20 protein-coding genes and 1 pseudogene are annotated in these 19,653 nt (G+C 53.3%); 14 read left to right on the forward strand and 7 right to left on the reverse strand.

From position 1 onward, the window contains the following. Positions 1-6: 6 nt before the first annotated feature. The 5 genes and pseudogenes from tcyJ to ACLJRS_RS05935 all read right to left on the reverse strand — a co-directional run bounded on the left by tcyJ (position 7) and on the right by ACLJRS_RS05935 (position 5,273). Entirely contained in the window at positions 7-807 is an 801-nt protein-coding gene (gene tcyJ, locus ACLJRS_RS05915) for a cystine ABC transporter substrate-binding protein (protein ID WP_000761636.1), read from the reverse strand. A 146-nt stretch (positions 808-953) separates the two neighbouring features. Beyond that, a complete protein-coding gene (gene fliZ / locus ACLJRS_RS05920) occupies positions 954-1,505 on the reverse strand; it encodes a flagella biosynthesis regulatory protein FliZ (RefSeq protein WP_000218080.1) in 552 nt (183 codons plus the stop codon). 58 nt (positions 1,506-1,563) lie between these two features. Then, positions 1,564-2,283 carry an RNA polymerase sigma factor FliA gene (locus ACLJRS_RS05925; protein WP_001087453.1) on the reverse strand — a complete coding sequence of 240 codons (720 nt, stop codon included), beginning with the start codon at positions 2,281-2,283 and terminating at the stop codon, positions 1,564-1,566. Positions 2,284-2,479: 196 nt separating this feature from the next. After that, positions 2,480-3,686, reverse strand: a pseudogene (fliB, locus tag ACLJRS_RS05930) (flagellin lysine-N-methylase). Positions 3,687-3,764: 78 nt separating this feature from the next. After that, positions 3,765-5,273 (reverse strand): FliC/FljB family flagellin, encoded by a 1,509-nt coding sequence (locus tag ACLJRS_RS05935; protein ID WP_000079798.1) that lies wholly within the window; start codon positions 5,271-5,273, stop codon positions 3,765-3,767. Between the two features lie 256 nt (positions 5,274-5,529). On the opposite strand from ACLJRS_RS05935, the gene fliD reads away from it, so the two are divergent. The 4 genes from fliD (at position 5,530) to amyA (ending at position 9,279) form a co-directional block, all read left to right on the forward strand. After that, entirely contained in the window at positions 5,530-6,933 is a 1,404-nt protein-coding gene (gene fliD, locus ACLJRS_RS05940; protein ID WP_000146806.1) for a flagellar filament capping protein FliD, read from the forward strand. Positions 6,934-6,947: 14 nt separating this feature from the next. After that, positions 6,948-7,355, forward strand: coding sequence for a flagellar export chaperone FliS (gene fliS, locus ACLJRS_RS05945; RefSeq protein ID WP_000287764.1), 408 nt, complete (start codon positions 6,948-6,950; stop codon positions 7,353-7,355). Then, the gene (gene fliT / locus ACLJRS_RS05950; RefSeq protein WP_000204899.1) at positions 7,355-7,723 is read left to right on the forward strand and encodes a flagella biosynthesis regulatory protein FliT; all 369 of its coding nucleotides are present in this window, start codon (positions 7,355-7,357) and stop codon (positions 7,721-7,723) included. Before fliS ends, fliT begins: the two co-directional genes overlap by 1 nt. 71 nt (positions 7,724-7,794) lie before the next feature. Next, positions 7,795-9,279, forward strand: a complete 1,485-nt coding sequence (amyA, locus tag ACLJRS_RS05955) for an alpha-amylase (RefSeq protein WP_000795471.1) — start codon at positions 7,795-7,797, stop codon at positions 9,277-9,279. Positions 9,280-9,318: 39 nt separating this feature from the next. On the opposite strand, the gene yedD is transcribed toward amyA, so the two are convergent. After that, positions 9,319-9,732 (reverse strand): lipoprotein YedD, encoded by a 414-nt coding sequence (gene yedD, locus ACLJRS_RS05960; protein ID WP_000754694.1) that lies wholly within the window; start codon positions 9,730-9,732, stop codon positions 9,319-9,321. A gap of 185 nt (positions 9,733-9,917) precedes the next feature. Here yedD and yedE point away from each other — a divergent pair, with 185 nt between their 5' ends. From yedE to ACLJRS_RS05975, 3 genes are all read left to right on the forward strand, one after another. Continuing rightward, positions 9,918-11,123 (forward strand): selenium metabolism membrane protein YedE/FdhT, encoded by a 1,206-nt coding sequence (gene yedE / locus ACLJRS_RS05965; RefSeq protein ID WP_001672650.1) that lies wholly within the window; start codon positions 9,918-9,920, stop codon positions 11,121-11,123. Further along, positions 11,120-11,353, forward strand: a complete 234-nt coding sequence (gene yedF / locus ACLJRS_RS05970; RefSeq protein WP_000790504.1) for a sulfurtransferase-like selenium metabolism protein YedF — start codon at positions 11,120-11,122, stop codon at positions 11,351-11,353. The genes yedE and yedF overlap by 4 nt, the downstream gene beginning before the upstream one ends. A gap of 264 nt (positions 11,354-11,617) precedes the next feature. Continuing rightward, entirely contained in the window at positions 11,618-12,004 is a 387-nt protein-coding gene (locus ACLJRS_RS05975) for a hypothetical protein (RefSeq protein ID WP_000639596.1), read from the forward strand. Between the two features lie 119 nt (positions 12,005-12,123). Here the strand turns inward: ACLJRS_RS05975 and fliE are convergent, their stop codons facing one another. Beyond that, positions 12,124-12,438, reverse strand: a complete 315-nt coding sequence (gene fliE / locus ACLJRS_RS05980) for a flagellar hook-basal body complex protein FliE (RefSeq protein ID WP_000719039.1) — start codon at positions 12,436-12,438, stop codon at positions 12,124-12,126. 216 nt (positions 12,439-12,654) lie between these two features. On the opposite strand from fliE, the gene fliF reads away from it, so the two are divergent. From fliF to fliL, 7 genes are all read left to right on the forward strand, one after another. Then, on the forward strand, positions 12,655-14,337 hold the full coding sequence (fliF, locus tag ACLJRS_RS05985) for a flagellar basal-body MS-ring/collar protein FliF (RefSeq protein WP_001276834.1): 1,683 nt from the start codon (positions 12,655-12,657) through the stop codon (positions 14,335-14,337). Next, positions 14,330-15,325: a flagellar motor switch protein FliG gene (fliG, locus tag ACLJRS_RS05990; protein ID WP_000067735.1), complete on the forward strand. Its 996-nt coding sequence runs from the start codon at positions 14,330-14,332 to the stop codon at positions 15,323-15,325. The genes fliF and fliG overlap by 8 nt, the downstream gene beginning before the upstream one ends. Further along, positions 15,318-16,025: a flagellar assembly protein FliH gene (gene fliH / locus ACLJRS_RS05995; protein WP_000064163.1), complete on the forward strand. Its 708-nt coding sequence runs from the start codon at positions 15,318-15,320 to the stop codon at positions 16,023-16,025. The genes fliG and fliH overlap by 8 nt, the downstream gene beginning before the upstream one ends. Next, on the forward strand, positions 16,025-17,395 hold the full coding sequence (gene fliI / locus ACLJRS_RS06000) for a flagellar protein export ATPase FliI (RefSeq protein WP_000213257.1): 1,371 nt from the start codon (positions 16,025-16,027) through the stop codon (positions 17,393-17,395). Before fliH ends, fliI begins: the two co-directional genes overlap by 1 nt. Before the next feature lie 21 nt (positions 17,396-17,416). Next, positions 17,417-17,860: a flagellar export protein FliJ gene (gene fliJ / locus ACLJRS_RS06005; RefSeq protein ID WP_000046981.1), complete on the forward strand. Its 444-nt coding sequence runs from the start codon at positions 17,417-17,419 to the stop codon at positions 17,858-17,860. Beyond that, positions 17,857-19,080, forward strand: a complete 1,224-nt coding sequence (fliK, locus tag ACLJRS_RS06010) for a flagellar hook length control protein FliK (protein WP_000631686.1) — start codon at positions 17,857-17,859, stop codon at positions 19,078-19,080. The genes fliJ and fliK overlap by 4 nt, the downstream gene beginning before the upstream one ends. Positions 19,081-19,184: 104 nt before the next feature. Next, complete coding sequence (gene fliL / locus ACLJRS_RS06015; RefSeq protein ID WP_000132169.1) at positions 19,185-19,652, forward strand: flagellar basal body-associated protein FliL; 468 nt, start codon at positions 19,185-19,187, stop codon at positions 19,650-19,652. Position 19,653: the final 1 nt, after the last annotated feature.

The raw sequence follows: 19,653 nt of genomic DNA on the forward strand, positions 1-19,653 counted from the left end.
AGAGCATTATTGGGTCACGTCAGCGCCAAACCATTTTTCAGAGAGCGCTTTTAAGGTGCCATCTTTTTGCATTTCCGCAATAGCGTTATCTACCGCCTTCAGCAAGTCTTCGTTGCCTTTACGTAACGCAACGCCGGACTCCTGACGCGAAAACGCATCACCGGTGACGGCCAGCGTACCTTTGGTTTTTTTCACCAGATCCAGCGCCGCCAGACGATCGACTAAAATCGCGTCAATACGGCCTACGCGTAGATCCTGGTATTTTGTAGGATCATCGTCATAAGTACGGATATCCACGCCCTGAACATGTTGACGTAGCCACTCTTCATAGTTAGTCCCCAGCCCAACGCCGACTTTTTTGCCCTGCAGATCGGCTGCCGTTTTGATCGTGCCTTCATTCCCTTTTTTCACCAACGCCTGAACGCCGGAGACCGTATAAGGCGTAGAGAAATCATATTTTTTCTTGCGGACATCTGAAATCGTGACCTGGTTTATCACCACATCAATGCGTTTAGCGTCCAGCGACGCCAGCATTCCGTCCCATTTGGTCGGCTTCAATGACGCTTTAACGCCCAGATGTTTTGCCAACGCCTCGGCGAAATCGACTTCAAAACCGGTTAATTTGCCGTCTTCGCCCTGAAAGCTAAACGGCGGATAGGTACCTTCCAGCCCTACCAGCAGCGTGCCGCGTTCTTTAACTTTGTTCAGCAAACCCTCATCGGCAAAGCTCTTCGCGCTCATTCCCGCCACCAGCGCTACAGCCATTACTCCCATCAGTGCCTGACGTCCCAGTAGTGCTAATTTCATAGTAACCCCGAATATTGCCGTTAATGACCATAGACTGTGTCCCGCCATGGCGCATCGTCACGTCTCGCGAACCTTTGGGGGACTCAGCCTAATGTAGAAGGTTTGCCACGTTTCACCAACACGACTCTGCTACATCTTATGCTTTTTTAATATATATCAGAACTGGCGGTAAAGGGGGATTTCTGTCTGGGCGCAATCTGCTGATGCGCTTTATATTGCTGGTATTTACGTAGTGCGATACGGTAATTATTGGTGCTGGTTTCCGGTAACCATGGCGCCAGGCTTTCATCGAGAAAACCGTCCTGCAGCAGATCGTGGGAAATGTTTTGCTCGCTGAGGTAATTGCCAAGACGTCGTAAACGCACGACATATTCCCGCACCGTGCCATGACTCATCTCGGTTTGTTCAAACAAATACTGTTTGAAACCGATAATATCGAAAAAATCACTCTGCTTTTTGCAGTGCAAATCGCCGCAAAAGCGACACAGCGCCACCCACTCCTTCTGCTCCCGCTGCCAGGCAGCGTCGTCAAGTAGCATATCCAGCTGTGAAATAGCGATTTTATTAACGATCTTGCCACGGCGAACCAGCGTAATGCGGTCGAGCAGTTTGTGACAATGCGCGCAATGCGTCTGGCTGTGTTTAAAGTCTTTAAGATAGCGGCTCAAGGGCCGCCTTTTAGGTTGCTGCACCGTCATGAGAACTCCTGGTAGTCTATACGTTGTGCGGCACTTTTCGGGTGCGATCATGCGCTACCTATAACTTACCCAGTTTGGTGCGTAATCGTTTGATGGCCTGACTATGCAACTGGCTGACCCGCGATTCGCCAACTTCCAGTACCGCGCCAATCTCTTTGAGATTGAGCTCTTCCTGGTAATACAGCGTTAACACCAGTTGCTCGCGTTCCGGCAGCGATTCAATCGCATCCATTACCCGCTGTCGCAGGTCGCCCTCCAGCAGTTGATGTAACGGGTTTTCCTGTTGATGTTCTTCAGTCACCAGTTCGATGCTATCGCCATGCTCTTCCCGCCACTCATCGTAAGAGAAAAGTTGGCTGTTGTTGGTATCGAGCAACATCTGACGATACTCCGCAACAGGGATGCCAAGACGTTCCGCCACTTCGGTTTCCGTCGCATTACGCCCCAGTTCCTGCTCCAGTTGTCCCATCGCCTGCGCCACTTCGCGGGCATTACGCCGGACGCTACGCGGCACCCAATCGCGGCTGCGTAATTCATCCAGCATCGCCCCACGAATACGCTGCACTGCGTAAGTGGTAAATGCCGTTCCTTGCAAAGCGTCATATCGGTCGACCGCATTTAATAACCCGATGCCGCCCGCTTGTAGCAGATCGTCCAGTTCCACGCTCGCCGGCAATCGCACCTGCAGGCGCAATGCTTCGTGACGCACCAGCGGTACATAACGCTGCCACAGCGAGTGTTTATCCATTACACCTTCAGCGGTATACAGTGAATTCACGATAAACAGCCCTGCGTTAAATGAGTTATCGGCATGATTATCCGTTTCTACAGAGGGTTCTATCGAAGGAATAAGGCTATAAAAGAAGGGTTATTTCACTTATGTAACCTGTAGCACCTTTTTAGCGGCTCAAAGAGCAGAATAAAATCAGCCAGATAGGATAAACGGGATGCGCAAAAGCCCACCCCGAACAAAACTATGTCAGAAGATGAATCATCGACAGATCGTCGCCAGTACGCACCGTTTCTATATGGCGATGAAAATTCTTCGCCACCTCGCTGTTATGCTGGCTGCGGGAGTGAAAAACTATACACAATATTGGTAACGTCATCCCACTCAAGCCGCCCGCGCTCATGCACGCTGGCTGCCGTTAATAGCTTAATAAAGGCATATTCCGCCACGATAATATACAGCGCGCGTAACGGGTCGACATTCGGCTGGTTGGGGAAATTATTTTCCCAAATTTTATAGAGAATTAAATTTCTGAAGGCCCAGTTCTTCTGCTGCTCATCCGCCTGTAAACAGCGCGCTAATGAGGACTCAATATCGCTAACCTTCTGCTCCATTGAAATGCCCTCTTCCGCCGTCAGCACCCGCAGAAGGCACTGGATGTAGTGATCGAGGATAACACTGCCACGATTAAGCGGGAGCGAGCGGAAATAGTTCTGCATCTGCAATACCAGCGAGGTTTTTACCTTGCTATCCGGCGCGATATTCATCAACTCCTGCGCCAACACGCCGGTCTGCAACTGTTCAAGTAACGCGGCATACACCTGTTCCAGTTCGCCCAGCGCGGCATCATCAATTTTGGCAAATTTCTGTGCATACATGACGAATTTAATCAACGCATAGAGCGCGGCTTCCGTACTGCTGTTGGCATGGTTGATCAGACTCAGGCAAAACAGATTGAGTAACTTTTGCTGCGCTGGGAATAACGGCGCAGTATTGAATGTCTGCTGAATGATTGTTTTTTCGCTGAGTGCCATTGCGTCAGGATCGTTTAAAATACGCGACGTTACCTCTGGGCAGGCAAGACTCAGGGAGTTACGTACCTCATTTTTATAGGTATGGTGCGCCCGTGGGAAAGAGGAACAGGTATGACTTAATGCCTTTGCGCCTAACGTTTTTTGTACCCGGCACAGACGGTCCTCATCCAGATAAGGGCAATTCCCCAGCGCCGAAGGCAGCTTAATTTCCCCCCAGTGGCTGTTGTTCTTTTTCAGCAGGATAATATGGTCTTGCGCGATGGTACGAATCGCCGTGTCTTTACTGGCGAGATACTTTTTGACCGTCGTCTTATCCAGCGTGATTTTCCAGCCCTTACAACAGTGATCGCGGCAGGCCGAGCCAGAACAGGAAAAGTGGGTGACAAAGGCAGGTTCAGTGACGGTGATTTCTTTCATTACACAGGCTCCGGAATTAAAAAAGGCAGCTTTCGCTGCCTTGATTGTGTACCACGTGTCGGTGAATCAATCGCCGGATTAACGCAGTAAAGAGAGGACGTTTTGCGGAACCTGGTTCGCCTGCGCCAGAACGGAGGTACCGGCCTGCTGCAGGATCTGCGCGCGAGACATGTTGGAGACTTCGGTCGCATAGTCGGAATCTTCGATACGGCTACGCGCTTCAGACAAGTTGTTTACGGTGTTGCCCAGGTTGGTGATAGCGGAGTTGAAACGGTTCTGTACCGCACCCAGGTCAGAACGCAACGCATCAACCTGCGCCAGCGCGGCATCAATTTTAGCCAGCGGGTTTTCGGTGGTTTTAGCGGCTGCTTCAGCCAGCTCTGGCTGCGCTTTGAAATCGTGACCAGCGGCTTTACTAGCATTGTAGGTTTTACCGTCGATAGTAACAACTTCGGTTTTACCGTCTACGCCACCAAGTTGGTTAGCCGCAGTTTTTGTGGCTCCCGTGGAATCAGTATAAGTGGTTACATTAGCTGTGATTTTACCTGTACCTTCGTCATAGGTTGCAGCATAGTACTTGCCACCGGCTTCAAGCGCATAACCACCGTCAATAGATTTTCCATTTTTATCGGTATAAGACATTTTTACTAATTTAGCTGCGGTAGCGTCCGCATTTGAAACGCCACCATCTTCTAGCGCTTTTTTAACATCAGTACTGACTGCAACAGGAGCATTAACCTGTACTTTGGTTACTGTTGTATCCCCAGTTACTGTGGCTTTAGTTGGTGCTGCATTGAAAGTTACCGCACCTGTCGCACTATCAACATTCACTTCATATTTACCATTCTTACTGGTATCGGCAGCATTCGTATACCCTGCAACAGTGGCGTAATACTTACCATCTTTAAACGAAAGCGTAGCAGACAAGGAATCGCCTGTTGCCGCGGGATTTCCCAACGCGGCTTTGATAGCAGTAGCATCAGGCGCTGTAAGATTTTTAGTACCGTCAGTAAATGATTTCGGATCCATTGCAGCAGTTGCTGATACATCATACGCTTTCTGCACATTCAGCGTATCCAGACCCAGGGTCTGAGAGTTGATCTGCTTCAGATCTATATCGATGGTTTCACCGTCGTTGGCACCAACCTGGATGGTCAGGGTGTTGTCCTGCGCCAGGACTTTCACGCCGTTGAACTGAGTCTGGCCGGATACACGGTCGATTTCGTTCAGGCGCTGGGTGATTTCAGCCTGGATGGAGTCAAGGTCAGACTGGGAGTTGGTGCTGTTAGCAGACTGAACCGCCAGTTCACGCACACGCTGCAGGTTGTTGTTGATTTCGTTCAGCGCGCCTTCAGTGGTCTGCGCAATGGAGATACCGTCGTTAGCGTTACGGGAAGCCTGAGTCAGACCTTTGATGTTCGCGGTGAAACGGTTAGCAATTGCCTGACCTGCCGCATCGTCTTTCGCGCTGTTGATACGCAGACCGGAAGACAGACGCTCGATAGCGGTACCCAGAGCAGACTGGGATTTGTTCAGGTTATTCTGGGTCAACAGCGACAGGCTGTTTGTATTAATGACTTGTGCCATGATCTTTTCCTTATCAATTACAACTTGATGTTATTGGGCTGTTGCCCACGGTTTCTCACCGTAACCCTTGTATCGGCACCTGAATTTCGAACTTTAGAAAATTTTTCACTTCCCCCGATCTTTTTCTTAGGCGGCGAAATAGCCGCTTTATGCATCATTATTCCGCGCATTATTTTTGCAAAATTATCATTAAACTTTGCCTCCAGATTGCCGATAACGCGCTTAACTACTGTTTGCAATCAAAAAGGAAGAAGGCATGGCTTCAATTTCATCATTAGGTGTGGGATCAAACTTACCGTTAGACCAGTTGTTGACAGACCTGACAAAGAACGAAAAAGGACGCTTAACGCCAATTACCAAACAGCAGAGCGCGAATTCGGCAAAGCTAACCGCCTATGGCACATTGAAAAGCGCATTAGAAAAATTCCAGACGGCAAATACCGCGTTAAATAAAGCGGATTTATTTAAGTCTACCGTGGCGTCCAGCACGACAGAGGACCTCAAAGTCAGTACTACCGCAGGCGCTGCCGCAGGGACTTATAAGATTAGCGTAACCCAGCTTGCCGCCGCGCAGTCGCTGGCGACAAAAACCACCTTCGCAACCACCAAAGAGCAGTTGGGCGATACGTCGGTCACGTCCCGGACAATTAAAATTGAACAGCCGGGACGTAAAGAGCCGCTGGAAATTAAGCTGGATAAAGGCGACACCTCCATGGAGGCGATCCGTGACGCCATCAATGACGCCGACAGCGGTATCGCCGCCAGTATCGTTAAGGTCAAAGAGAACGAATTCCAGTTGGTGCTTACCGCCAATAGCGGTACCGACAATACGATGAAGATCACGGTGGAAGGCGATACAAAACTTAACGATCTACTCGCTTATGACAGCACCACCAATACCGGCAATATGCAAGAGCTGGTGAAAGCAGAAAACGCGAAGCTGAACGTAAACGGCATCGACATTGAGCGTCAGAGCAATACCGTAACCGACGCCCCTCAGGGAATTACACTCACCCTGACGAAGAAAGTGACCGACGCGACCGTGACGGTAACGAAAGATGATACCAAGGCGAAAGAGGCGATTAAATCCTGGGTGGATGCCTATAACTCGCTGGTGGATACTTTTAGCTCATTAACTAAATATACCGCCGTTGAGCCGGGCGAAGAAGCCAGCGATAAAAACGGCGCGCTGTTAGGCGATAGTGTGGTTCGTACTATCCAGACCGGGATTCGGGCACAATTTGCCAATAGCGGCAGTAATTCTGCGTTCAAAACAATGGCGGAAATTGGCATCACCCAGGATGGGACTTCCGGCAAACTGAAGATTGATGATGATAAGCTGACCAAAGTACTGAAAGATAACACAGCCGCAGCGCGTGAGCTGCTGGTGGGCGATGGTAAAGAAACGGGGATCACCACCAAAATTGCCACCGAAGTGAAAAGTTATCTGGCGGATGACGGCATTATTGATAATGCGCAGGACAACGTTAACGCCACGCTGAAAAGCCTGACAAAACAGTACCTGTCCGTTAGCAACAGCATCGATGAAACCGTTGCCCGTTACAAGGCCCAGTTTACCCAACTGGATACCATGATGAGTAAGCTGAATAACACCAGTAGTTATTTGACCCAGCAATTTACAGCTATGAACAAGTCCTGATAACAGAGGTCACCATGTACACCGCGAGCGGTATCAAAGCTTATGCGCAAGTCAGCGTGGAAAGCGCCGTGATGAGCGCCAGCCCGCATCAGTTGATTGAAATGTTGTTTGATGGCGCGAATAGCGCTCTGGTGCGCGCTCGCCTGTTTTTAGAACAAGGCGATGTTGTCGCGAAAGGTGAAGCGTTAAGCAAAGCCATCAATATTATCGATAACGGGCTGAAAGCCGGCCTCGATCAGGAAAAAGGCGGTGAGATTGCGACGAATCTTTCCGAGCTATACGACTATATGATTCGCCGTTTACTGCAGGCTAATTTGCGTAACGACGCTCAGGCCATCGAAGAAGTGGAAGGGTTACTCAGCAATATTGCAGAAGCCTGGAAACAGATTTCACCGAAAGCATCTTTCCAGGAGTCTCGTTAATGACCTCAACCGTGGAGTTTATCAACCGTTGGCAGCGTATTGCGCTGCTCAGTCAATCGCTGCTTGAACTTGCGCAGCGAGGTGAATGGGATCTCTTACTGCAACAAGAGGTCTCCTATCTGCAAAGTATTGAAACGGTGATGGAAAAGCAAACTCCACCGGGCATTACGCGAAGTATTCAGGATATGGTCGCCGGATACATCAAACAAACGCTGGATAATGAGCAGCTCCTGAAAGGGCTGCTGCAACAGCGACTGGATGAACTGAGTAGTTTGATCGGACAATCCACCCGCCAAAAATCACTCAACAACGCTTATGGGCGTCTTTCCGGTATGTTACTCGTGCCAGATGCGCCTGGCGCCTCATAATATTTTCCCGTCTCGTATGAAAATTCTTCCATACTCCAGAGGTCGGCTAAACGACTTCTGGAGCACGGAAGATGAAAAACCCCACGTTATTGCAGTACTTCCACTGGTATTATCCCGACGGCGGTAAACTCTGGTCTGAGCTGGCGGAACGTGCTGATGGGCTGAATGATATCGGTATCAATATGGTCTGGCTACCGCCCGCCTGTAAAGGCGCCTCCGGCGGCTATTCCGTAGGCTATGATAGCTACGACCTGTTTGACCTCGGCGAATTTGACCAAAAAGGAACTATCGCGACAAAGTACGGCGATAAACGCCAGTTACTGACGGCGATAGACGCGCTCAAAAAAAATAATATTGCGGTGCTGCTCGACGTCGTCGTGAACCACAAAATGGGCGCAGACGAAAAAGAACGTATCCGCGTTCAGCGCGTGAATCAGGATGACCGCACGCAAATCGATGACAACATCATTGAATGCGAAGGCTGGACGCGCTACACCTTCCCTGCCCGCGCGGGCCAGTATTCCAACTTTATTTGGGACTATCACTGTTTCAGCGGCATTGATCACATCGAGAATCCCGACGAAGACGGCATTTTTAAGATCGTCAATGACTATACCGGCGATGGCTGGAACGATCAGGTTGATGATGAGCTGGGTAATTTCGACTATCTGATGGGGGAAAATATCGATTTTCGCAATCACGCGGTTACGGAAGAGATTAAATATTGGGCTCGTTGGGTCATGGAACAAACCCACTGTGACGGCTTTCGCCTGGACGCGGTAAAACATATACCCGCCTGGTTTTATAAAGAATGGATTGAGCATGTACAGGCGGTTGCGCCAAAACCGCTGTTTATTGTCGCAGAATACTGGTCGCATGAAGTGGATAAACTGCAAACGTACATCGATCAGGTCGACGGGAAAACCATGCTGTTCGACGCGCCGTTGCAGATGAAATTTCACGAGGCCTCGCGCCAGGGCGCGGAGTATGACATGCGCCACATATTCACCGGCACTCTGGTAGAAGCCGACCCTTTTCATGCGGTGACGCTGGTCGCTAACCACGATACACAACCGTTACAGGCGCTGGAAGCGCCGGTAGAACCCTGGTTCAAACCATTGGCCTATGCGCTGATCCTGCTTCGTGAAAACGGCGTACCGTCAGTGTTTTATCCCGATTTATACGGCGCCAGCTATGAAGATAGCGGCGAAAATGGCGAGACCTGTCGGGTCGACATGCCGGTGATTAACCAACTGGATCGGCTGATCCTCGCTCGTCAGCGTTTTGCGCACGGTATACAAACACTCTTTTTCGATCATCCTAACTGTATCGCCTTTAGTCGCAGCGGTACTGAAGAGAATCCAGGCTGTGTGGTTGTACTTTCCAATGGCGACGACGGTGAAAAAACCCTCCTGCTCGGCGACAATTACGCTAACAAGACCTGGCGTGATTTTCTGGGAAACCGCAGTGAGCATGTTGTAACTAATGATCAAGGCGAAGCGACGTTCTTCTGCAACGCAGGCAGCGTCAGCGTGTGGGTCATTGAGGACGTGTGATGAGCGTTCCCGGCGGCAGAGCGCTGCCGGGAAGCGAAATTACGGCAGCGGCGTCGGCAGCGGCGTTTTTTCTAACGCGGCGGCGCACTCCGGCGTCGGACGAGCGACCCGTTGCAGCGTCATGCCATCATATTCCAGGGTATTCCCGTCGCGCTCAATCTCATAGAGCTCACGCTTAACCGTAACATTGGTTAAGTCATCGGAGAGCATGGTCAGCTTGCCCGGCAGAGCAATAACGCGCTGCCACTGGCGGCAGTCCAGCGTATCGCCTTCTTTAGTCACCACCAGGCTGGCGATAGCTTCAGGACTCACCAGCTTACGTTGCGGGCCTTTTGACTGCCAGTACCCTTCCAGACCGGCCGGCGCGGGCGTTTTCACCACATCATTATAGTTTTCCACCTCGGCGCATCCGGCCAGAACCAGCAATGCGCCAACGATCGCTACTTTTTTCATCATTCATCCTGCATCAGAAGAAAGAGGAATTGTGGCATTAAAGCCCTGACGCCGCCAGCCTTTCCAGGCGCTGGCCGCAATTTGATCCAGTCGGTATTACCGCTTATTAGGTGTAGGCAAATTCTGTGATCGGTGTAGTATGCGCACTTCTTGTTTCACACCTTCTGAGTTCAGAGGCTAAACACATGTCATGGCAACACTTCAAGCAAACCTGGTTAATTAAATTCTGGGCGCCGGCCCCTGCGGTGATCGCAGCCGGTATTCTCTCTACCTATTATTTTGGCATCACCGGCACGTTCTGGGCCGTGACGGGCGAATTTACCCGCTGGGGCGGGCAAATTTTGCAGCTTTTTGGCGTTCATGCCGAACAGTGGGGCTACTACAAGCTGATTCATCTGGAAGGTACGCCGCTGACGCGTATCGACGGCATGATGATCCTCGGCATGTTCGGCGGCTGTTTCGCCGCGGCGCTGTGGGCCAACAACGTAAAACTGCGTATGCCGCGCAGCCGAATCCGTATCGTACAGGCGGTGGTCGGAGGCATGATCGCTGGCTTCGGCGCGCGTCTGGCGATGGGGTGTAACCTGGCCGCCTTTTTTACCGGAATCCCGCAGTTCTCCCTACACGCGTGGTTCTTTGCGCTGGCGACCGCTATCGGCTCCTGGTTCGGCGCCCGCTTTACGTTGCTGCCGATGTTTCGCATACCGGTGAAAATGCAAAAGGTCTCCGCGGCTTCGCCACTGACGCAGAAACCGGATCAGGCAAGACGGCGTTTCAGGCTCGGTATGCTGGTCTTTATCGGCATGATTGGCTGGGCGTTATTAACGGCAATGCATCAGCCGAAACTGGGGCTGGCGATGCTGTTCGGCGTCGGGTTTGGGCTGCTGATCGAGCGCGCGCAAATCTGCTTTACTTCGGCCTTTCGCGACCTGTGGATCTCCGGACGCGCCCATATGGCGAAAGCGATTATTTTCGGCATGGCGGTCAGCGCCATTGGTATTTTCAGCTACGTGCAGTTGGGCGTTGCACCTAAAATTATGTGGGCTGGCCCGAATGCGGTCATTGGCGGACTGCTGTTCGGTTTTGGCATCGTGCTGGCGGGCGGCTGCGAAACCGGCTGGATGTACCGCGCCGTAGAAGGCCAGGTGCATTATTGGTGGGTGGGCCTCGGCAATGTCATCGGTTCAACCATCCTGGCTTACTACTGGGATGATTTCGCGCCCGCGCTGGCGACCAGTTGGGATAAAGTTAACCTGCTGAATACCTTTGGTCCGCTGGGGGGGCTGCTGGTCACCTACCTGTTATTATTTGCCGCGCTGATGTTAATTATCGGCTGGGAAAAACGTTTTTTCCGCCGTGCGGGGCTGACGCCTGCTAAGGAATCTGTATGAAAAATATCGTCCCTGATTACCGTCTGGATATGGTTGGCGAACCTTGCCCGTACCCGGCGGTCGCCACTCTGGAAGCGATGCCGCAGCTAAAAAAAGGTGAGATCCTGGAAGTGGTGAGCGACTGTCCGCAGTCCATTAATAATATTCCACTGGATGCGCGCAATCACGGTTATACGGTGCTGGATATCCAACAGGATGGCCCGACAATTCGTTATCTGATTCAAAAATAAGCGCATACTCCCGCTGTACGTTACGGCGGGAGACCTTTTACGGCATAACCGGCAAAAATCTAAAACGCATAAAAGAAATCAGACAAGGTCGTCTTGTGCGCCGTGGCATAAATCTATTATATAACGTATACCGTTTTAATTTTGTTTGAGCCGATGAAAAACCCATGACTATTTTAAGCAAAACATAAAATAATTATTATTTTCCCTCTACGTCATAAAAGACTATCAGGTATTTATATTTTTACTCACTGACATTATCAGGTGATGATTTATTTATGCACAGCAGAAGCCAAAAAAATGATAAAAATTATTTTCATCTCCATTATTGGAGTCGTCTGTCTTGCCGCTGCCCGTTACTCACCCGTCACAGTGGTCAATGCACATCCGAGCGCCATTGCCCGCTGTCTCGCTGATAATCTGTCCCCGTATGGGTATATACTGGATCTCCATGAAACAGATATTCCAGGCATTAATAAAGAATTTACCGTGTATTATCGCAACGGCGCATATATTGCAGGAACATTCTGGATTGCAAACTCAATGACAATAGCGTCAGAACGAATAGTAGGAATGAATGGCGTCAGTAAACAGGCGTACCCTATTTTTAATAAGTCCCTGCAACAATGTGCAACCCGCTTATCAATAAAATGAGCGCGCCTCGCAAAAATAAGCCCACATAATCACGCACTGGTTGCATGGGCGTCGCGTTCCCCGCCGCTGACTTAGGTAAGCACCCGGGAGTTCGCTGCGGATGGGTTGTCAGCCCTGGCTTAAACCTGCATGGACATGACTTCCTGGTACGCGGCGACCAGCTTATTGCGCACCTGAATCCCCATTTGCATGGAGACGGACGCCTTTTGCATATCGGCCATCACGTCATTAAGCGCAATGCCCGGCTCACCCAGAGTGAATTTTTCCGCCTGAACGCGCGCCGCCGTCTGTCTGTCGCTAATACGATCCAGCGCAGCATGTAGCTGGCCGGCAAAACTCACCGTCGACTGCGAGTGCGTTTCTTGCCCGCGCGCGGCCATCGCCGTCGCCTGTAACTGGCTAATAACCCCTTCAATCCCCTGTATTGCTGCCATGCTATTCCCCTGGATGATTTTTTACGCAGCAGAGATTACCAGTTTGTCAATAAGATAAAGGCGTTAAATAACGATAAAAAACCTCGGTTTTTAGCGCATAGAAAAATTCGAAACCACAAATAATGAGACCGTCAATTTTTCGAGTTTGCTGACCCGGGAGTGAGTCTTGTTCCACTTTGCAAAAAACGCCGTCCACGATCAGTCACGAGGTGCGAGATGAGTGCGACTGCATCGACTGCAACCCAACCTAAACCTCTCGAGTGGCTTAATCGCCTACGCGCGAATCCCCGAATTCCGTTAATTGTGGCGGGTTCCGCCGCCGTGGCGATCGTCGTTGCGATGGTGCTGTGGGCCAAAACGCCCGATTACCGCACGCTATTTAGCAACCTTTCCGATCAGGACGGCGGCGCGATCGTCGCGCAGTTGACCCAGATGAATATCCCCTATCGCTTTGCCAATGGCAGCGGCGCGATTGAAGTGCCCGCCGACAAAGTGCATGAACTGCGTCTGCGTCTGGCGCAGCAGGGACTGCCTAAAGGCGGCGCGGTAGGCTTTGAACTGCTTGATCAGGAAAAATTCGGTATCAGCCAGTTCAGCGAGCAGGTGAATTATCAGCGCGCGCTGGAAGGTGAACTGGCCCGGACGATCGAGACGCTGGGGCCGGTAAAAAGCGCCCGCGTTCACCTGGCGATGCCAAAGCCGTCGCTATTTGTGCGGGAACAAAAATCCCCTTCCGCCTCCGTCACCGTCACACTGGAACCGGGACGGGCGCTGGATGAAGGACAAATTAGCGCCGTGGTACATCTGGTTTCCAGCGCTGTCGCCGGTTTGCCGCCAGGAAACGTCACTCTGGTCGATCAATCCGGTCATCTGCTCACGCAATCCAATACCAGCGGTCGCGACCTTAATGACGCGCAATTAAAATTTGCTAATGATGTGGAAAGCCGCATCCAACGCCGTATCGAAGCCATTCTGTCGCCTATCGTCGGGAACGGTAATGTTCACGCTCAGGTAACCGCCCAGTTGGATTTTGCCAATAAAGAGCAGACGGAAGAGCACTACAGCCCGAACGGCGATGCGTCGAAGGCCACCCTGCGTTCACGTCAGTTGAATATTAGCGAACAGGTAGGCGCGGGCTATCCCGGCGGCGTGCCTGGCGCGCTGTCGAACCAACCAGCGCCGCCTAACGAGGCGCCGATCGCCACGCCGCCGACCAATCAACAAAACGCGCAGAATACGCCACAAACCAGCACCAGTACCAACAGTAACAGTGCTGGCCCGCGCAGTACACAGCGTAATGAAACCAGTAACTACGAAGTGGACCGCACCATTCGTCACACCAAAATGAATGTGGGCGATATTGAGCGTCTCTCCGTGGCCGTCGTGGTGAATTACAAAACGCTGGCGGATGGCAAACCGCTACCATTGACCGCCGATCAGATGAAACAGATCGAGGATCTAACCCGTGAGGCGATGGGTTTTTCTGATAAACGCGGCGATACGCTAAATGTGGTGAATTCACCGTTTAGCGCAGTGGATAACACCGGCGGCGAACTGCCCTTCTGGCAACAGCAGTCCTTTATCGATCAGTTGCTCGCGGCAGGTCGCTGGTTGCTGGTGCTGGTGGTGGCCTGGATTCTGTGGCGCAAAGCGGTACGTCCGCAGTTGACGCGCCGCGTTGAAGAAGCGAAAGCGGCGCAGGAACAGGCGCAGGTTCGCCAGGAAACCGAAGAAGCCGTGGAAGTACGCCTTAGCAAAGACGAGCAGCTCCAGCAACGCCGGGCTAACCAGCGTCTGGGCGCCGAGGTGATGAGCCAGCGTATTCGCGAAATGTCAGACAACGATCCGCGCGTTGTGGCGCTGGTCATTCGCCAGTGGATGAGTAACGATCATGAGTAATCTTAGCGGTACCGATAAAAGCGTCATTTTGTTGATGACCATTGGCGAAGACCGGGCGGCAGAGGTGTTTAAACACCTCTCCACCCGCGAAGTACAGGCGTTAAGTACGGCGATGGCTAACGTGCGTCAGATTTCCAACAAGCAACTGACGGACGTACTATCAGAGTTTGAGCAAGAAGCGGAGCAGTTCGCCGCGCTGAATATCAACGCCAACGAATACCTGCGCTCCGTACTGGTTAAAGCGCTGGGCGAAGAACGCGCCTCCAGCCTGCTGGAAGATATTCTGGAAACGCGCGATACCACCAGCGGTATCGAAACGCTCAACTTTATGGAACCGCAGAGCGCCGCCGACCTGATTCGCGACGAACACCCGCAGATTATCGCCACCATTCTGGTCCACCTTAAACGCAGTCAGGCCGCCGATATTCTGGCGCTGTTTGACGAACGACTGCGTCATGATGTGATGCTGCGTATCGCGACATTTGGCGGCGTACAGCCGGCGGCGCTGGCGGAGTTGACCGAAGTGCTGAATGGCCTGCTCGACGGTCAGAACCTGAAACGCAGCAAAATGGGCGGCGTAAGAACCGCGGCGGAAATTATCAACCTGATGAAAACGCAGCAGGAAGAAGCGGTTATTACCGCTGTGCGCGAATTCGACGGCGAACTGGCGCAGAAAATCATCGACGAGATGTTCCTGTTCGAAAATCTGGTGGATGTGGACGATCGCAGTATCCAGCGTCTGTTGCAGGAAGTGGATTCCGAATCGCTGCTGATCGCTCTGAAAGGCGCCGAACCGCCATTACGCGAGAAGTTCCTGCGCAATATGTCCCAGCGCGCCGCCGATATCCTGCGCGACGACCTTGCCAACCGTGGCCCGGTTCGTCTGTCTCAGGTGGAAAACGAGCAGAAAGCGATTCTGCTTATTGTGCGTCGTCTGGCGGAAACCGGCGAAATGGTGATTGGCAGCGGCGAGGATACCTATGTCTAATGAATTGCCGTGGCAAGTCTGGACCCCCGACGATCTCGCCCCGCCGCCAGAAACGTTTGTGCCGGTTGAGGCTGATAACGTGACCTTGACAGAAGATACGCCGGAGCCCGAACTCACTGCCGAACAGCAGCTGGAGCAGGAGCTGGCGCAGCTAAAAATACAGGCCCATGAACAAGGTTATAACGCCGGGCTGGCGGAGGGACGGCAAAAAGGACACGCGCAGGGATACCAGGAAGGGTTAGCGCAGGGGCTGGAGCAAGGACAAGCCCAGGCGCAGACGCAGCAGGCGCCGATTCATGCCCGTATGCAGCAGTTAGTGAGCGAGTTTCAGAACACGCTTGACGCGCTCGATAGCGTTATCGCCTCACGGCTGATGCAAATGGCCCTGGAGGCCGCACGTCAGGTCATCGGCCAAACGCCGGCGGTGGACAACTCAGCGCTGATTAAACAGATCCAACAACTGTTGCAGCAAGAGCCGCTCTTTAGCGGCAAGCCGCAGTTGCGCGTGCATCCGGACGACTTACAGCGGGTGGAAGAGATGCTGGGCGCCACGCTCAGTCTTCACGGATGGCGGTTGCGCGGCGATCCAACGTTGCATCACGGCGGGTGTAAAGTCTCTGCCGATGAGGGCGATCTGGACGCCAGCGTCGCCACTCGCTGGCAAGAGTTGTGTCGCCTGGCGGCGCCGGGAGTGCTCTGATGACCACGCGCCTGACCCGCTGGCTTACCGCGCTCGACAACTTTGAAGCCAAAATGGCGTTATTGCCGGCGGTGCGTCGTTATGGACGTTTAACCCGCGCCACTGGCCTGGTACTGGAGGCCACCGGTCTCCAGCTTCCGCTGGGCGCCACCTGCATTATTGAGCGCCAGGACGGCCCTGAAACCAAAGAGGTGGAATCGGAAGTCGTCGGTTTTAACGGCCAGCGTCTGTTTTTAATGCCGCTGGAAGAGGTCGAAGGCATTCTGCCCGGTGCCCGCGTTTACGCCCGTAACGGGCATGGCGACGGTCTGCAAAGCGGCAAACAGCTACCGCTCGGCCCGGCCCTGCTTGGTCGGGTGCTGGATGGCGGCGGTAAACCGCTCGACGGACTGCCTGCGCCGGATACGCTGGAAACCGGCGCGTTAATCACGCCGCCGTTTAACCCGCTACAGCGAACGCCAATCGAACATGTGTTGGATACCGGCGTACGCGCTATCAACGCGTTGTTAACCGTAGGGCGCGGTCAGCGTATGGGACTCTTTGCCGGTTCCGGCGTCGGTAAGTCGGTTCTGCTTGGCATGATGGCGCGCTACACACGGGCGGACGTGATTGTCGTGGGACTTATCGGCGAACGTGGCCGCGAAGTTAAAGATTTTATCGAAAATATTCTCGGCCCCGACGGTCGCGCGCGTTCGGTGGTGATTGCCGCCCCGGCGGATGTTTCGCCGCTGCTGCGAATGCAGGGCGCCGCCTATGCCACCCGCATCGCCGAAGACTTTCGCGATCGCGGACAGCATGTGTTGCTGATTATGGATTCGCTGACGCGCTATGCGATGGCGCAGCGTGAAATTGCGCTGGCAATCGGCGAACCGCCAGCCACCAAAGGTTATCCGCCCTCGGTGTTCGCAAAGCTGCCGGCGCTGGTCGAACGTGCCGGTAATGGCATCCACGGCGGCGGCTCTATCACCGCGTTTTATACCGTGTTGACCGAGGGGGACGACCAACAAGATCCCATTGCCGACTCGGCACGCGCAATCCTCGACGGGCACATTGTCTTGTCCCGCCGTCTGGCGGAGGCCGGGCACTATCCGGCCATTGATATCGAGGCGTCAATCAGCCGGGCGATGACCGCGCTCATTACCGAGCAGCACTATGCGCGGGTACGGCTATTTAAACAGTTGCTTTCCAGTTTCCAGCGTAACCGCGATCTGGTCAGCGTCGGCGCCTATGCCAAAGGCAGCGATCCGATGCTCGATAAAGCCATTACCTTATGGCCGCAACTGGAAGCGTTTTTACAGCAAGGCATTTTTGAACGGGCCGACTGGGAAGACTCTCTGCAGGCGCTCGATTTAATTTTCCCGACGGTGTGATAAAGCAGGAGGGCGACGATCATGGCACAACATGGCGCTCTGGAAACACTCAAAGATCTGGCCGAAAAAGAGGTAGATGACGCGGCGCGTTTACTGGGCGAAATGCGTCGCGGCTGCCAACAGGCGGAAGAACAGCTCAAAATGCTGATCGATTATCAGAATGAGTATCGCAGTAATTTGAACACCGATATGGGCAACGGCATCGCCAGTAATCGCTGGATCAACTATCAGCAGTTTATTCAGACACTGGAAAAGGCGATAGAGCAGCATCGCCTCCAGCTTACGCAGTGGACGCAAAAAGTCGACCTGGCGCTGAAGAGCTGGCGTGAGAAAAAGCAGCGACTTCAGGCCTGGCAAACCTTACAGGACCGACAAACCGCGGCAGCGCTGTTAGCTGAAAACCGCATGGATCAGAAAAAGATGGATGAATTTGCTCAGCGTGCAGCAATGAGGAAACCCGAATGATCACCCTGCCCCAACTGATCACCACCGATACCGACATGACCGCGGGTCTGACGTCAGGAAAAACCACCGGTTCAGCCGAGGACTTTCTGGCGCTCCTGGCGGGCGCGTTAGGCGCAGACGGCGCACAGGGCAAAGACGCCCGCATCACGCTGGCCGATTTACAGGCGGCAGGCGGCAAATTATCGAAAGGGTTACTGACCCAACATGGCGAGCCGGGCCAGGCGGTAAAGCTTGCCGACCTGCTGGCGCAAAAAGCGAATGCGACGGATGAAACGCTTACCGATCTGACACAAGCGCAGCATCTACTGTCTACGCTAACGCCATCGTTGAAAACCAGCGCTCTGGCCGCACTGAGTAAGACGGCGCAGCATGATGAGAAAACGCCCGCGCTGAGCGATGAGGATCTTGCCAGTCTGAGCGCCTTATTCGCCATGCTGCCCGGACAACCTGTCGCGACGCCTGTCGCCGGAGAGACGCCGGCTGAAAATCACATCGCCTTGCCGTCACTGTTGCGCGGCGACATGCCATCGGCGCCGCAGGAAGAGACACATACGCTCTCTTTTAGCGAGCATGAAAAAGGGAAAACCGAGGCGTCGCTTGCGCGCGCCAGCGACGATCGCGCCACGGGTCCAGCACTGACGCCGCTGGTGGTCGCTGCCGCCGCGACCAGCGCGAAAGTGGAGGTGGATAGCCCGCCCGCGCCAGTAACGCATGGCGCGGCAATGCCGACGCTCAGCAGCGCCACGGCGCAACCGCAACCGCTACCTGTCGCCTCAGCCCCGGTACTCAGCGCGCCGTTAGGCAGCCATGAATGGCAGCAAACGTTCAGTCAGCAGGTCATGTTATTTACGCGTCAGGGACAGCAAAGCGCGCAGCTTCGATTGCATCCGGAAGAGTTAGGTCAGGTGCATATTTCGCTCAAGCTGGATGACAATCAGGCGCAGCTCCAGATGGTATCGCCGCACAGCCATGTCCGCGCCGCGCTGGAAGCCGCTCTACCCATGTTGCGCACCCAGTTGGCGGAAAGCGGCATTCAGTTGGGACAAAGCAGTATCAGTAGCGAAAGCTTTGCCGGACAGCAGCAGTCTTCGTCGCAACAACAGTCTTCCCGCGCCCAACACCCGGACGCGTTTGGCGCTGAAGATGACATAGCGTTAGCGGCGCCGGCCTCGCTTCAGGCCGCCGCGCGCGGCAATGGCGCAGTGGATATCTTCGCCTAACGCCAGAGGTAGCATGATTATCCGCGTCTTTTCCACGCTTTGTCGTGGACAGGACACGGGATAATCAGCCAATAAGCAGTACCGAAACAGGAAGCCCGTATCAGATGACTGACTCCGCGATTAACAAAAAGAGCAAACGCTCGATTTGGATACCTTTGCTGGTGTTGATTACCCTCGCCGCCTGCGCGACCGCCGGTTATAGCTACTGGCGTATGCAGCAGCAACCGACCACGAACGCTAAAGCGGAACCGGCTCCGCCGCCTGCGCCGGTATTTTTTGCGCTGGATACGTTTACCGTCAATCTGGGCGATGCGGATCGCGTGTTGTATATCGGCGTGACCCTGCGTCTGAAAGACGAAGCGACGCGCGCGCGATTAAATGAATATCTGCCGGAAGTGCGCAGCCGTCTGCTGCTGTTGTTTTCCCGTCAGAACGCCGCCGAGCTCTCAACAGAAGCTGGCAAACAAAAACTGATTGCCGCCATTAAAGAGACGCTGGCCGCGCCGCTCGTTGCCGGACAACCAAAACAGGTCGTCACTGACGTGCTTTATACAGCTTTTATTCTGCGGTAAC

The sequence above is a fragment of the Salmonella sp. SAL00670 genome (assembly GCF_046552235.1).
In the GTDB taxonomy this organism is placed as follows: domain Bacteria; phylum Pseudomonadota; class Gammaproteobacteria; order Enterobacterales; family Enterobacteriaceae; genus Salmonella; species Salmonella enterica.

What these genes read in the sequence shown, in the direction of transcription:
- fliI (WP_000213257.1), top strand. Translation starts at nt 16,025, where the DNA reads ATGACCACGCGCCTGACCCGCTGGCTTACCGCGCTCGACAACTTTGAA.
- fliD (WP_000146806.1), top strand. Translation starts at nt 5,530, where the DNA reads ATGGCTTCAATTTCATCATTAGGTGTGGGATCAAACTTACCGTTAGAC.
- fliJ (WP_000046981.1), top strand. Translation starts at nt 17,417, where the DNA reads ATGGCACAACATGGCGCTCTGGAAACACTCAAAGATCTGGCCGAAAAA.
- fliT (WP_000204899.1), top strand. Translation starts at nt 7,355, where the DNA reads ATGACCTCAACCGTGGAGTTTATCAACCGTTGGCAGCGTATTGCGCTG.
- yedF (WP_000790504.1), top strand. Translation starts at nt 11,120, where the DNA reads ATGAAAAATATCGTCCCTGATTACCGTCTGGATATGGTTGGCGAACCT.
- fliG (WP_000067735.1), top strand. Translation starts at nt 14,330, where the DNA reads ATGAGTAATCTTAGCGGTACCGATAAAAGCGTCATTTTGTTGATGACC.
- ACLJRS_RS05975 (WP_000639596.1), top strand. Translation starts at nt 11,618, where the DNA reads ATGATTTATTTATGCACAGCAGAAGCCAAAAAAATGATAAAAATTATT.
- yedD (WP_000754694.1), bottom strand. Translation starts at nt 9,732, where the DNA reads ATGAAAAAAGTAGCGATCGTTGGCGCATTGCTGGTTCTGGCCGGATGC.
- fliE (WP_000719039.1), bottom strand. Translation starts at nt 12,438, where the DNA reads ATGGCAGCAATACAGGGGATTGAAGGGGTTATTAGCCAGTTACAGGCG.
- tcyJ (WP_000761636.1), bottom strand. Translation starts at nt 807, where the DNA reads ATGAAATTAGCACTACTGGGACGTCAGGCACTGATGGGAGTAATGGCT.
- fliF (WP_001276834.1), top strand. Translation starts at nt 12,655, where the DNA reads ATGAGTGCGACTGCATCGACTGCAACCCAACCTAAACCTCTCGAGTGG.
- fliS (WP_000287764.1), top strand. Translation starts at nt 6,948, where the DNA reads ATGTACACCGCGAGCGGTATCAAAGCTTATGCGCAAGTCAGCGTGGAA.
- amyA (WP_000795471.1), top strand. Translation starts at nt 7,795, where the DNA reads ATGAAAAACCCCACGTTATTGCAGTACTTCCACTGGTATTATCCCGAC.
- yedE (WP_001672650.1), top strand. Translation starts at nt 9,918, where the DNA reads ATGTCATGGCAACACTTCAAGCAAACCTGGTTAATTAAATTCTGGGCG.
- ACLJRS_RS05935 (WP_000079798.1), bottom strand. Translation starts at nt 5,273, where the DNA reads ATGGCACAAGTCATTAATACAAACAGCCTGTCGCTGTTGACCCAGAAT.
- fliH (WP_000064163.1), top strand. Translation starts at nt 15,318, where the DNA reads ATGTCTAATGAATTGCCGTGGCAAGTCTGGACCCCCGACGATCTCGCC.
- fliZ (WP_000218080.1), bottom strand. Translation starts at nt 1,505, where the DNA reads ATGACGGTGCAGCAACCTAAAAGGCGGCCCTTGAGCCGCTATCTTAAA.
- fliK (WP_000631686.1), top strand. Translation starts at nt 17,857, where the DNA reads ATGATCACCCTGCCCCAACTGATCACCACCGATACCGACATGACCGCG.
- fliL (WP_000132169.1), top strand. Translation starts at nt 19,185, where the DNA reads ATGACTGACTCCGCGATTAACAAAAAGAGCAAACGCTCGATTTGGATA.